General features: G+C 72.4%; 12 protein-coding genes. 6 read left to right on the forward strand and 6 right to left on the reverse strand.

Features of this window, described 5'->3' with window-relative positions; translation table 11 throughout:
* Window positions 1-30: 30 nt before the first annotated feature.
* The 5 genes from acs (at window position 31) to CP977_RS34850 (ending at window position 5,436) form a co-directional block, all read left to right on the forward strand.
* A complete protein-coding gene (gene acs / locus CP977_RS16170) occupies window positions 31-1,986 on the forward strand; it encodes an acetate--CoA ligase (protein WP_152370346.1) in 1,956 nt (651 codons plus the stop codon).
* A gap of 243 nt (window positions 1,987-2,229) precedes the next feature.
* On the forward strand, window positions 2,230-3,621 hold the full coding sequence (gene nhaA, locus CP977_RS16175) for a Na+/H+ antiporter NhaA (RefSeq protein ID WP_104860477.1): 1,392 nt from the start codon (window positions 2,230-2,232) through the stop codon (window positions 3,619-3,621).
* Between the two features lie 36 nt (window positions 3,622-3,657).
* A complete protein-coding gene (locus CP977_RS16180) occupies window positions 3,658-4,164 on the forward strand; it encodes a phage holin family protein (protein WP_062754191.1) in 507 nt (168 codons plus the stop codon).
* The gene (locus CP977_RS16185) at window positions 4,161-5,099 is read left to right on the forward strand and encodes an alpha/beta fold hydrolase (RefSeq protein WP_062754189.1); all 939 of its coding nucleotides are present in this window, start codon (window positions 4,161-4,163) and stop codon (window positions 5,097-5,099) included. The genes CP977_RS16180 and CP977_RS16185 overlap by 4 nt, the downstream gene beginning before the upstream one ends.
* A 145-nt stretch (window positions 5,100-5,244) precedes the next feature.
* Complete coding sequence (locus CP977_RS34850; RefSeq protein ID WP_033208166.1) at window positions 5,245-5,436, forward strand: hypothetical protein; 192 nt, start codon at window positions 5,245-5,247, stop codon at window positions 5,434-5,436.
* A gap of 60 nt (window positions 5,437-5,496) precedes the next feature.
* Here the strand turns inward: CP977_RS34850 and CP977_RS16195 are convergent, their stop codons facing one another.
* From CP977_RS16195 to nth, 3 genes are all read right to left on the reverse strand, one after another.
* Window positions 5,497-6,696: a MarP family serine protease gene (locus CP977_RS16195; RefSeq protein WP_062757011.1), complete on the reverse strand. Its 1,200-nt coding sequence runs from the start codon at window positions 6,694-6,696 to the stop codon at window positions 5,497-5,499.
* Between the two features lie 48 nt (window positions 6,697-6,744).
* A complete protein-coding gene (locus tag CP977_RS16200; RefSeq protein WP_062754187.1) occupies window positions 6,745-7,479 on the reverse strand; it encodes an NUDIX hydrolase in 735 nt (244 codons plus the stop codon).
* 88 nt (window positions 7,480-7,567) lie between these two features.
* Window positions 7,568-8,557, reverse strand: coding sequence for an endonuclease III (nth, locus tag CP977_RS16205; protein ID WP_234363786.1), 990 nt, complete (start codon window positions 8,555-8,557; stop codon window positions 7,568-7,570).
* Window positions 8,558-8,812: 255 nt separating this feature from the next.
* Here nth and CP977_RS16210 point away from each other — a divergent pair, with 255 nt between their 5' ends.
* Window positions 8,813-9,487 carry a Crp/Fnr family transcriptional regulator gene (locus CP977_RS16210; RefSeq protein WP_015034542.1) on the forward strand — a complete coding sequence of 225 codons (675 nt, stop codon included), beginning with the start codon at window positions 8,813-8,815 and terminating at the stop codon, window positions 9,485-9,487.
* An 89-nt stretch (window positions 9,488-9,576) separates the two neighbouring features.
* Here the strand turns inward: CP977_RS16210 and CP977_RS16215 are convergent, their stop codons facing one another.
* The 3 genes from CP977_RS16215 to CP977_RS16225 all read right to left on the reverse strand — a co-directional run bounded on the left by CP977_RS16215 (window position 9,577) and on the right by CP977_RS16225 (window position 12,326).
* Window positions 9,577-10,461: a prohibitin family protein gene (locus tag CP977_RS16215; protein WP_152370347.1), complete on the reverse strand. Its 885-nt coding sequence runs from the start codon at window positions 10,459-10,461 to the stop codon at window positions 9,577-9,579.
* Window positions 10,462-10,611: 150 nt separating this feature from the next.
* On the reverse strand, window positions 10,612-11,442 hold the full coding sequence (locus tag CP977_RS16220; RefSeq protein ID WP_062754180.1) for an MBL fold metallo-hydrolase: 831 nt from the start codon (window positions 11,440-11,442) through the stop codon (window positions 10,612-10,614).
* A complete protein-coding gene (locus tag CP977_RS16225) occupies window positions 11,439-12,326 on the reverse strand; it encodes an NUDIX hydrolase (RefSeq protein WP_062754178.1) in 888 nt (295 codons plus the stop codon). Before CP977_RS16225 ends, CP977_RS16220 begins: the two co-directional genes overlap by 4 nt.
* Between the last annotated feature and the right edge of the window lie 37 nt (window positions 12,327-12,363).

Below are 12,363 nucleotides of genomic sequence, written 5' to 3' on the forward strand. Positions count from 1 at the left end.
ACAGAGGACGCCCTGGGAAAGGGAGATGTCGTGAGCAACGAAAGCCTGGCCAATCTGCTTCGCGAGGAGCGCCGCTTCGCGCCGCCTGCGGAGCTGGCGGCGGACGCCAATGTGACGGCGGAGGCGTACGAGCAGGCCAAGGCGGACCGGCTGGGCTTCTGGGCCGAGCAGGCCAAGCGGCTGACCTGGGCCACCGAGCCGACCGAGACCCTGGACTGGTCGAACCCGCCGTTCGCCAAGTGGTTCGCGGACGGCGAGCTGAACGTGGCGTACAACTGCGTCGACCGGCACGTCGAGGCCGGGCACGGCGACCGGGTCGCCATCCACTTCGAGGGCGAGCCGGGCGACAGCCGCGCGATCACCTACGCCGAGCTCAAGGACGAGGTCTCCAGGGCGGCCAACGCGCTGACCGAGCTGGGCGTCCGCAAGGGCGACCGGGTCGCCGTCTACCTGCCGATGATCCCCGAGGCGGCCGTCACGATGCTGGCCTGCGCCCGCGTCGGCGCCGCCCACTCGGTGGTCTTCGGCGGCTTCTCGGCCGACGCCGTGGCCTCCCGCATCCAGGACGCCGACGCCAAGCTGGTCGTGACCGCCGACGGCGGCTACCGGCGCGGCAAGCCGAGCGCCCTCAAGCCGGCCATCGACGAGGCCGTCGCCAAGTGTCCGCAGGTCGAGCACGTCCTCGTGGTCCGCCGCACGGGCCAGGACACCGCCTTCACCGAGGGCCGCGACGTGTGGTGGGACGACATCGTCGCCCGCCAGTCCGCCGAGCACACCCCGGAGGCCTTCGAGGCGGAGCACCCGCTCTTCATCCTCTACACCTCGGGCACCACGGGGAAGCCGAAGGGCATCCTGCACACCTCCGGCGGCTACCTCACCCAGGCCGCCTACACCCACCACGCCGTCTTCGACCTCAAGCCGGAGAGCGACGTCTACTGGTGCACCGCCGACATCGGCTGGGTCACCGGCCACTCGTACATCGTCTACGGCCCGCTGGCCAACGGCGCGACGCAGGTCATGTACGAGGGCACCCCGGACACCCCGCACCAGGGCCGGTTCTGGGAGATCGTGCAGAAGTACGGCGTCACCATCCTCTACACGGCGCCGACCGCGATCCGCACGTTCATGAAGTGGGGCAACGACGTCCCCGCGAAGTTCGACCTGTCGAGCCTGCGGGTCCTCGGCTCGGTCGGCGAGCCGATCAACCCCGAGGCCTGGGTCTGGTACCGCGAGCACATCGGCGCCGGCAAGACCCCGATCGTGGACACCTGGTGGCAGACCGAGACCGGCGCGATGATGATCTCGCCGCTGCCGGGCGTCACCGAGACCAAGCCGGGCTCCGCCCAGCGCCCGCTGCCGGGCATCTCCGCCACCGTCGTGGACGACGAGGCCAACGAGGTGCCGAACGGCGGGGGCGGCTACCTGGTCCTCACCGAGCCGTGGCCGTCGATGCTCCGCACCATCTGGGGCGACGACCAGCGCTACATCGACACGTACTGGTCCCGCTTCGAGGGCAAGTACTTCGCGGGCGACGGCGCCAAGAAGGACGAGGACGGCGACATCTGGCTGCTCGGCCGGGTCGACGACGTCATGCTCGTCTCGGGCCACAACATCTCGACGACCGAGGTCGAGTCGGCCCTCGTCTCCCACCCGTCCGTCGCCGAGGCGGCCGTCGTCGGCGCCGCCGACGAGACGACCGGCCAGGCGATCGTCGCCTTCGTGATCCTGCGCGGCACGGCCAGCCAGGACGAGAACCTCGTCGCCGAGCTGCGCAACCACGTCGGCGCGACCCTCGGCCCGATCGCCAAGCCGAAGCGGATCCTGCCGGTGGCGGAGCTGCCGAAGACCCGCTCGGGCAAGATCATGCGCCGTCTGCTCCGCGACGTCGCGGAGAACCGGGAGCTGGGCGACGTCACCACGCTGACCGACTCCTCGGTCATGTCGCTCATCCAGACCCAGCTGCCGGCCACCTCCAGCGAGGACTGAGCCGGAGCCGGTACGAAGGGAACGCCCGCCCCCGGAAAGCACCGTCCGGGAGCGGGCTTTCCCGTACGCCCTCCCCGAGGGGACGAACCGGGAGAAACTCCCTAGGCTGCTTCTCACCGGATGCCCCACCGCCTCCTTGGGTATGGTGTGGGTCGCGTCAGGAACGCGACAGAAGGACCCAGGTGCGCCGGGAAGTCTGGTCGGCATGTGCTTCGCCCTGCCCGCCCGACGGAGGTCTCCCGCATGTCCGCGCCCACCGACCGCAAGTTCCTCGGTCTGCTCCCCCTGCCCGAGCGCCGCTACCTCACCGACGCCCTGCGCACCGAGACCGTCGGCGGCATGCTGCTCCTCCTCGCCGCCGTCGCGGCCCTGATCTGGGCGAACACCCCGCTGAGCGGCAGCTACGAGACCGTGCGGGACTTCCACTTCGGCCCCGCCGCCCTCGGCCTCGACCTCTCCGTCGAGCACTGGGCCGCCGACGGCCTCCTCGCGGTCTTCTTCTTCGTCGCCGGCGTCGAGCTCAAGCGCGAACTCGTCGCGGGCGAGCTGCGCGACCCCCGGGCCGCCGCGCTCCCCGTCGTCGCCGCGCTCTGCGGCATGGCCGCGCCCGCCCTCGTCTACACCCTGGTCAACGTCCTGGGCGACGGTTCGCTCGACGGCTGGGCCGTCCCCACCGCGACCGACATCGCCTTCGCGCTCGCCGTCCTCGCCGTGATCGGCACCTCGCTGCCGTCCGCGTTGCGCGCCTTCCTGCTCACCCTCGCCGTCGTCGACGACCTCTTCGCCATCCTGATCATCGCGGCCTTCTTCACCTCGGACCTGGACTTCGCCGCGCTCGGCGGCGCCGTCGCAGGCCTCGCCGTCTTCTGGCTGCTGCTCCGCAAGGGGGTCCGGGGCTGGTACGTGTACGTGCCGCTCGCCCTGGTGATCTGGGGCCTGATGTACAACAGCGGCGTCCACGCCACCATCGCCGGCGTCGCCATGGGCCTGATGCTCCGCTGCACCACCCGCGAGGGCGAGGAGCACTCCCCCGGCGAGCACATCGAGCACCTGGTCCGCCCGTTCTCGGCCGGTGTCGCGGTGCCGCTGTTCGCCCTCTTCTCGGCCGGCGTCAGCGTCTCCGGCAAGTCCCTCGGGGACGTCTTCACCCAGCCGGTCACGCTCGGCGTCGTCCTCGGCCTCGTCGTCGGCAAGGCCGTCGGCATCTTCGGCGGCACCTGGCTCACCGCCCGCTTCACCCGGGCCCAGCTCAACCCCGACCTGTCCTGGCCGGACGTCTTCGCCCTCGCCACCCTCGCCGGGATCGGCTTCACCGTCTCGCTCCTCATCGGCGAACTCGCCTTCACCGACGACCCGGCCCTCACCGACCAGGTGAAGGCCGCCGTCCTGACGGGCTCGCTCGTCGCGGCCGTCCTCGCCGCGATCCTGCTGAAGCTGCGGGTCCGGAAGTACAGCGCGCTCTACGCGAACGAGGAGCGCGACGAGGACGAGGACGGCATCCCGGACATCTACGAGGAGAACAGCCCGGAATACCACCTCCGGATGGCCGCGATCCACGAGCGGAAGGCCGCCGAACACCGACAGCGCGCCCAACTGGCGGGGGCATCGAGCGAGGAGGGCGACCGTCCGGCATGATCTGAGTCGGACCGTAGACGAGGAGAGGGAGCAGCGATGAGCGACCTGTACGACAAGGGCGAGCCGAGCCTCGGCCAGCTGGTCGCCTCGGCGACCGCCGAGATGTCGGCACTGGTGCACGACGAGATCGCCCTGGCGAAGGCCGAGCTGAGGCAGGACGTCAAGCGCGGCGCGATCGGCAGCGCGGCGGGCGTCGCGGCCGGCGTGGTGCTGCTGTTCTCCCTGCCGATGCTGAGCTTCGCGCTCGCGTACGCCATCAACACCTGGACCGGCGGGCACAACGGCAACGGGGGCTGGAACCTCGTCTGGTGCTTCCTGCTCTCCTTCACGGCGAACGTGCTGCTCGCGGGGCTCCTCGGCCTCCTCGCGTACTCCAAGTTCAAGAAGGTCAAGCCGCCGGAGAAGTCCATCGCGTCCGCCAAGCGGACGGCCGCGATCGTGCAGAACGTCAAGCCGCACCCGCGCCCCGAGGCGCCCAAGGCTCTGGTCAAGGGCTCCGTTGACCTGGACAAGGGCACCGTTGTGGCACGCTCGTCCGTATGACCCTTCCCGAGAGCAGCACCGCCGGCGGCGGACCCGTACGGCTCGACGGGCCGTGGACCCACCGGGACGTGGCCGCCAACGGCGCCCGCTTCCACATCGCCGAGATGGGCGACGGGCCGCTGGTGCTGCTCCTGCACGGCTTCCCGCAGTTCTGGTGGACCTGGCGCCACCAGCTGCCCGCCCTCGCCGAAGCCGGGTTCCGGGCCGTCGCGATGGACCTGCGCGGGGTCGGCGGCAGCGACCGCACGCCCCGGGGTTACGACCCCGCCAACCTGGCGCTCGACATCACGGGCGTCGTCCGCTCGCTCGGCGAGCCGGACGCGGCGCTCGTCGGGCACGACCTGGGCGGCTACCTGGCCTGGACGGCGGCCGTGATGCGGCCCAAGCTGGTGCGCCGGCTCGTGGTCTCCTCGATGCCGCACCCGCGCCGCTGGCGCTCGGCGATGCTCTCCGACTTCTCCCAGTCGCGGGCCGGTTCGCACGTCTGGGGCTTCCAGCGGCCGTGGCTGCCGGAGCGCCGGCTCGTCGCGGACGACGCCGCGCTCGTGGGGGAGCTGATCCGGGACTGGTCGGGGCCGCGGCCGACCGGCGACGAGGAGGCGGTCGAGGTGTACCGGCGGGCGATGCTCGTCCCCTCGACGGCGCACTGCTCGATCGAGCCGTACCGCTGGATGGTGCGGTCGCTCGCCCGCCCGGACGGCATCCAGTTCAACCGGCGCATGAAGCGGCCGGTGCGGGTGCCGACGCTCCATCTGCACGGCTCCCTGGACCCGGTGATGCGGACCCGCAGCGCGGCCGGTTCGGGCGAGTACGTGGAGGCGCCGTACCGCTGGCGGCTCTTCGACGGCCTCGGGCACTTCCCCCACGAGGAGGACCCGGCGGCCTTCACCACGGAGCTCGTCAACTGGCTGAAGGACCCCGAGCCGGACCGCTGAAGGAACGCGGGGCAGGTCGCTGACGCACCGTCGGACCCCTGTCCGGCGAACGGAGTTGCCTCGAACGGCCATGTGCCTCGCGCATACTCCAATTGGCGGGCCCCGGGGAGGTTACCGACCTTGGGGCACGGGCAGACGTCCGGGTATGGGCTGGACGCACGACTATGGTGACACGACGGCACGCGACCGCGGCTCGGCCGCCGGACCGGGACCCCTCGAAAGGGGCGGACCTCCGGAGCCGGGCCGTACGCACGCCGTGCAAGGGGTGGGGATCTCGCGCATCCTGCGCCGCCGGGCCCGCTGGGTCTCGGCCCGGCTCAGGCACACCCGCGGCTGACCCCCCGGACCTTCCGGAGGAAGTGAGCGGCAGCGGCGGTACGAGGGGGCCGCGGGGGCTTCAGAGGGCGCAGCCCTGGGTGTCGACCTGCTGGTTGGCCGCCAGGCCGCGCTCGACGTCCCCCCGGACCTCGTCGGCCGTCAGGGCGTAGCCCGTGTTCGCGTCGTCGCGGGAGCGGGCGAAGATCACGCCGTACACCTCGCCGTCCTCGGTGAGGAGCGGGCCGCCGGAGTTGCCCTGGCGGACCGTCGCGTACAGCGAGTACACGTCCCTGTTCACCTCGCCGCGGCTGTAGATGTCGGGACCGGGGGCGTCGATGCGGCCCCGGACGCGCGCCGAGCGCACGTCGTACGCGCCGTTCTCCGGGAAGCCGGCGACGATCGCGCCGTCCCCGCTGCGGGCGTCCTCGTCGGTGAAGACGAGCGGCGTGGCCTTGAGGTCCGGCACGTCCAGGACGGCGATGTCGCGCTGCCAGTCGTAGAGGACGACCTTGGCGTCGTAGAGCTTGCCCTCGCCGCCTATCTGGACGGTCGGCTCGTCGACGCCGCCGACGACGTGGGCGTTGGTCATGACGCGGCGCTCGCCGAAGACGAAGCCGGTGCCTTCGAGGACCTTGCCGCAACTCTGCGCGGTGCCGACGACCTTCACGATGGAGCGCTGGGCGCGGGCGGCGACCGGGCTGTCCGCGAGCGCCGGGTCGGGGGGCGTGACCGGGGTGATGGGCTCGTTGACGAAGGGGCTGAAGACCGGCGGGAAACCGCTGCGGGCCAGAGTGGAGCGGAAGTCGGCGAACCAGCCCGAGGCCTGTTCCGGCATCACCCGCTCCAGGCCGAGCAGGACCCGGGAGCTGCGCACCTCCTTGCCCAGGGTGGGCATCGTGGTGTTGGCGATGAGCGAGCCGATCAGCCAGGCCACGAGCAGCATCGCGACGACGTTGACCAGGGCGCCGCCCGTGGCGTCGAGGGCGCGGGCGGGCGACCAGGTGATGTGCCGGCGGAGCTTGTTGCCGAGGTGGGTGGTGAAGGCCTGGCCGACGGAGGCGCAGACGATGACGATCATCACGAAGACGACCGTCGCCGTGGTGGAGACCTCGCTGTTGTCGGTCAGCTCGTTCCAGAGGACCGGGAGCAGCAGGACGGCGACGAGACCGCCGCCGAGGAAGCCGATCACCGAGAGGATGCCGACCACGAATCCCTGGCGGTAACCGATGATCGCGAACCACACGGCGGCGAGCAGCAACAGGATGTCCAGCACGTTCACCGTCAATAGCCTCGCAGATTCGTTTCCGGTCGCCCCGGGGTCAGCCTGTCATGAGCGCCAGTCGAGCGGGACCTGTCTGGTCCTGTCCCAGGGCAGCTCCCAGCCGGCGAAGTGGAGCAGCCGGTCGATCACTCCGGCCGTGAAACCCCAGACCAGGGCGGATTCGACCAGGAACGCCGGACCCTTGTGGCCGCTGGGGTGGACGCTGGTCGCGCGGTTCCTGGGGTCCGTGAGATCCGCCACGGGGACGGTGAAGACGCGGGCGGTCTCGCCGGGGTCGACGGCGTCGACCGGGCTCGGGGCGCGCCACCAGCCGAGGACCGGGGTGACGACGAAGCGGCTGACGGGGATGTAGAGCCGGGGCAGCACGCCGAAGAGCTGGACGCCGGCGGGGTCGAGGCCGGTCTCCTCCCGGGCCTCGCGCAGGGCGGCGCGCAGCAGCCCGCCGTCCTCGGGGGTGCCGTCCTCGGGGTCGAGGGCGCCGCCGGGGAAGGAGGGCTGTCCGGCGTGCGAGCGGAGGGTGCCGGCGCGCTCCATGAGGAGCAGTTCGGGGCCCCGCTCGCCCTCGCCGAAGAGGACGAGGACGGCGGACTGGCGTCCGTCCCCGCTCGCGGGCGGCAGGAAGCGGCTCAGCTGCTCGGGCCGGACGGTGCGGGCGGCTCGGTCGACGGGGGCGAGCCAGGCGGGCAGGCCGTCGCGGCTGACGAGGCCGCGGGCCTCGTATCCGTGCGGCTCGGGCCCGTGGGCCTCGTGCCCCTGGGTCTCTTCTTCAGTGCGCGTCATAGGCACCCCCGTTGGTTCACAACGCGATGGACGGACGGGATCGTTCCCGGGGCCCGCCCCCGGTCGGAGGGGGCGGGGGGCGTCGGGCTCAGCCGCTCGCACCCAAGGGCGGTGCCGGGCGGCCCGGGTAGTCGGGCGGCGGGTTGAGCCGCTGGCCGGGGAAGCCGCCCTTCTCGTACTTGAGCAGCTTCGCCGCCTTCTCGGGGTCGGTCTCGCCCTCCCCGTACGAAGGACAGAGGTGGGTGATCGGGCAGGCGCCGCACGCGGGCTTGCGGGCGTGGCAGATGCGACGGCCGTGGAAGATCACCCGGTGCGAGAGCATGGTCCACTCGCTCTTGGGGAAGATCGTGGCGACCTCGGCCTCGATCTTCACCGGGTCGTCGGACTCGGTCCACCTCCAGCGCCGGGCGAGGCGCATGAAGTGGGTGTCGACGGTGATGCCGGGGACCCCGAAGGCGTTGCCGAGGACGACGAAGGCGGTCTTGCGGCCGACGCCGGGGAGTTTGACGAGGTCCTCCAGGCGGCCGGGGACCTCGCCGCCGAAGTCGTCCCGGAGGGCGGCGGAGAGGCCCATGATCGACTTGGTCTTGGCGCGGAAGAAGCCGGTCGGCCGGATCAGCTCCTCGACCTCCTCGGGCACGGCGGCGGCGAGGTCCTCGGGCGTGGGGTACTTCGCGAAGAGGGCGGGGGTGGTCTGGTTGACCCGCAGGTCGGTGGTCTGGGCGGAGAGGACCGTGGCGACGAGCAGTTCGAAGGGGTTGCGGAAGTCCAGCTCCGGATGGGCGTACGGATAGACCTCGGCCAGCTCGCGGTTGATCCGGCGCGCCCGGCGCACCATCGCGAGCCGCGACTCGGGCTTGGCGGCACGGGACGTGCCCGGCTCGGCGGCCCGGAGCGACTCGGACTTGGACGCGCGAGGCGACGCGGGCTTGGACGCGCGGGGCGTCCCCGGCTCCGCCGTGCGAGGCGTCCCCGGTTCGGCCGTGCGGGGCGATCGGGAGTCGGCCGCGCGTCCCGGCTCGGGCGCAGACTTCCGATTTGTCGCCTTCGCCCGTTTCGACGCACCGTGTTCGCCCACGGCGGAATTACTTTCGGCCGACACTCTTCCAGCCCCCTTGGCCTGCGCTCTCACCGGCGAGTTGGACACGCGGCCAGCCTAGGGGCCGCCACCGACATCTGCCCCGGGCACGGCCGATCAGCCCCCGATCGGGCCCCTGACGTACGGAAGTGCGGCACGGTGCGTCAAACTTGTTGTGATTGATCGCACTGTTTTGTACGTCCGGCATCATGGGATCCGGATCCCGTGAGCAGGTCGACAGTATGGAGAGAACTCGTGGACGACGTTCTGCGGCGCGCCCCGCTCTTCGCGGCGCTCGATGACGAGCAGGCTGCCGAGCTGCGCGCCTCGATGAGTGAGGCGACGCTTGCCCGTGGCGACGCGCTCTTCCACGAGGGCGACCCCGGCGACCGCCTGTACGTGGTCACCGAGGGCAAGGTGAAGCTGCACCGCACCTCCCCCGACGGCCGCGAGAACATGTTGGCCGTCCTCGGCCCCGGCGAGCTCATCGGCGAGCTGTCCCTCTTCGACCCGGGCCCGCGCACCGCCACCGCGACCGCGCTGACCGAGGTCAAGCTGCTCGGCCTGGGCCACGGCGACCTCCAGCCCTGGCTGAACGCGCGCCCCGAGGTGGCCACCGCGCTGCTGCGCGCGGTCGCCCGGCGCCTGCGCAAGACCAACGACCAGATGTCCGACCTGGTCTTCTCCGACGTGCCGGGCCGGGTCGCCCGCGCGCTCCTCGACCTGTCGCGCCGCTTCGGCGTGCAGTCGGAGGAGGGCATCCACGTCGTGCACGACCTCACCCAGGAGGAGCTGGCCCAGCTCGTCGGCGCCTCCCGCGAGACGGTCAACAAGGCGCTCGCGGACTTCGCCCAGCGCGGCTGGCTGCGCCTGGAGGCCCGCGCCGTGATCCTCCTCGACGTGGAGCGCCTCGCGAAGCGCTCGCGGTAAGCGGGAGGCACGCACGCGCGTACACGTGGAGAAGGCCGCCCCCGGCTCCCGGGGGCGGCCTTCCGCGTACGTACGCGCGTCCTACCGGATCAGCGCTTCGTGCCGTCCACGATCACCGGGGCGGAGCCGCCGTTCGCGCAGGGCACCGCGTAGATCGGGTTCGCCGCCGCCGCCTCCTTGAAGGCGTCGATGCACTGGTTCATCAGGACCTTGTCGGTCAGCGAGTCGTTGAGGATCTTGTTGGCGCGGGCGATGCCCTCCGCCTCGATCCGGCGCCGGTCGGACTCGGCCTTGGCGGTACGGGCGGCCTCCAGGGCGCGCTCGGTCGCCTGCTGCTGCTGGATCTTGCGGTCGATCTGGTCCTGCAGCGCCTTGGACGGCTTCACGTTGCGCAGGTTGACCGTGGTCACGTCGATGCCGCGCGGGGCCAGGCGCTCCTTGACCAGGGCGGCGATCTCCGCGTTGATCTTCTCGCGGGCGGAGCTGTAGCCCTCCTCGCTGGTGTGGCGGGCGAAGACGTTGCGCACGATCTCCCGGCTGTCCGGGAAGACCAGCCGCTGCTGGATGGCGGCCTCGCTGCCGGCGAGCCGGTACAGCTCCACGGCCTTGGTCGGCGCGACCGCCCACTTCACGGTCACCTCGGCCTCCATCACACCGCCCTGCGAGGAGCGGACCTCGACCACGTCCTGGTCGGAGAGGTTCAGGTCCACCGGGCGGGTGGAGAAGGAGGTGACCGTGGTGAACGGCGAGATCACGTTCACGCCGGGCGTCATGGGCGAACCCACCTTGCCGAAGGTCACCGGCACGCCGACCTCGTACGCGCCGACCACGTGGACGACGCTGGTGATGCCCGCGAGGAGGGCGGCGATCAGCGCGCCCAGCGCGCCGAGGCGGAGGGCGGAGCGGTCCATGGAGCGCCCCACGAAGTAGAGCACCACCGCCGCTATGAGCAGAAGAATGGCCAGGACGAACACGAGAAATCCCCCCGGTGGAACGATGGCCGAGACAACGGACGTAAAGGGACCGTAAAGCATGGCGTGCTCCCCGGGCCATGCCGCGTCCCGGCAGCCGCACCCCGGCCCCCGTTGCCGGACCCCGACCCGCCCCCGACCCGGGGGCGGCGCTCAGATCAGCCCGCGCTCCCGCAGGTACTCCAGCTGCGCCCGCACCGACAGCTCGGCCGCCGGCCACAGGGACCGGTCCACGTCCGCGTACACGTGGGCCACGACCTCCGGCGCCGTACGGAGGCCGTTCTCGGCGGCCGTCTCGACCTGGGCGAGCCGGCTCGCCCGGTGCGCGAGGTAGAACTCCACGGCCCCCTGCGCGTCCTCCAGGACCGGCCCGTGGCCCGGCAGGACCGTGCGCACCCCGTCGTCGACGGTCAGCGACCGCAGCCGCCGCAGCGAGTCCAGGTAGTCCCCGAGGCGCCCGTCCGGGTGCGCGACCATCGTCGTCCCGCGCCCCAGGATCGTGTCCCCGGTCAGGACCGCCCGGTCGGCGGGCAGGTGGAAGGAGAGCGAGTCCGAGGTGTGGCCGGGCGTCGGGACGATCCGCAGCTCCAGGCCGCCGACCGTCACCACGTCCCCCTCGCCGAGCCCCTCGTCGCCGAGCCGGAGCGCCGGGTCGAGGGCCCGCACGGGCGTCCGGGTCAGCTCGGCGAAGCGCCCGGCGCCCTCCGCGTGGTCCGGGTGGCCGTGGGTCAGCAGGGTGAGCGCGACCCGCTTGCCGAGCTTCCCGGCGGTGTCGATCACGTTCCGCAGGTGCCCCTCGTCGAGCGGGCCGGGGTCGACGACGACGGCCAGGTCCGAGCCAGGCTCGGAGAGCAGCCAGGTGTTGGTGCCGTCGAGGGTCATCGCGGACGGGTTGGGCGCCAGGACGTTCACGGCCCGCTCGGTCGCCGGTCCGGTGACCACGAGCCCGCGCGGCTGTCCGGGCAGGGCGGCGGCGTCGCTCATCGCGCGCCCCCGGACGGGATGATCTTGGTGAACTCCTCGTGGCCCGGCCAGCTCAGGACCAGCTCCTCGCCCTCCAGGCGCGCCTGGGCGAGCACGGGCGCCAGGTCCCGCGCCTGCGCCGCCGCGAGGGCCTCGGCGGCCGTCCCGTACGGCTCCAGGGTACGCAGGGTGGAGATCGTCGGCGGCATCATCAGCAGCTCGCCCCGGTCGTAGCCGGCGGCGGCCTCCGCCGGGCGGATCCAGACCGTGCGGTCGGCCTCGGTGGAGGCGTTCCGGGTGCGCTGCCCGGCCGGGAGGGCGGCCACGAAGAACCAGGTGTCGTACCGGCGCTGTTCGAACTCGGGCGTGATCCAGCGGGCCCAGGCGCCGAGCAGGTCGGAGCGCAGGACGAGCCCGCGCCGGTCGAGGAAGTCGGCGAAGGACAGCTCGCGGGCGACGAGCGCCTCCCGGTCCCGCTCCCAGTCCTCGCCCGTCGTGTCCCCGACGACCCCGTCCGCGGTCTCCCCGGCGAGCAGCACGCCCGCCTCCTCGTACGTCTCGCGCACGGCGGCGCAGACCACGGCCTGGGCCTGCGCGGGGTCGTCGAGGCCGAGCCGGGCCGCCCAGGTCTCCCGGGACGGGCCCGCCCAGCGCACCGGATGCTCGTCGCGCGGGTCGACGCCGCCGCCGGGATAGGCGTACGCGCCGCCCGCGAAGGCCATCGAGGTGCGGCGGCGCAGCATGTGGACGTCGGGCCCCGCGGCCCCGTCCCGCAGGAGCAGGACGGTGGCGGCGCGCCGGGGCTCCACCGGGGTCAGCTCGCCGGCGGCGAGGGCGCGGATGCGGTCGGGCCACTCCGGCGGGTACCACTGACCGTTCGACTGCTTCGACTGACCATTCGACATGGCCGGATGCTATGCGCAAGCGCGGGAATGCACGAGG

Source organism: Streptomyces cinereoruber (assembly GCF_009299385.1).
Classification (GTDB): Bacteria; Actinomycetota; Actinomycetes; order Streptomycetales; family Streptomycetaceae; genus Streptomyces; species Streptomyces bikiniensis.

What these genes read in the sequence shown, in the direction of transcription:
- nhaA (WP_104860477.1), top strand. Translation starts at nt 2,230, where the DNA reads ATGTCCGCGCCCACCGACCGCAAGTTCCTCGGTCTGCTCCCCCTGCCC.
- CP977_RS16180 (WP_062754191.1), top strand. Translation starts at nt 3,658, where the DNA reads ATGAGCGACCTGTACGACAAGGGCGAGCCGAGCCTCGGCCAGCTGGTC.
- CP977_RS16185 (WP_062754189.1), top strand. Translation starts at nt 4,161, where the DNA reads ATGACCCTTCCCGAGAGCAGCACCGCCGGCGGCGGACCCGTACGGCTC.
- CP977_RS34850 (WP_033208166.1), top strand. Translation starts at nt 5,245, where the DNA reads ATGGGCTGGACGCACGACTATGGTGACACGACGGCACGCGACCGCGGC.
- CP977_RS16200 (WP_062754187.1), bottom strand. Translation starts at nt 7,479, where the DNA reads ATGACGCGCACTGAAGAAGAGACCCAGGGGCACGAGGCCCACGGGCCC.
- CP977_RS16220 (WP_062754180.1), bottom strand. Translation starts at nt 11,442, where the DNA reads ATGAGCGACGCCGCCGCCCTGCCCGGACAGCCGCGCGGGCTCGTGGTC.
- CP977_RS16225 (WP_062754178.1), bottom strand. Translation starts at nt 12,326, where the DNA reads ATGTCGAATGGTCAGTCGAAGCAGTCGAACGGTCAGTGGTACCCGCCG.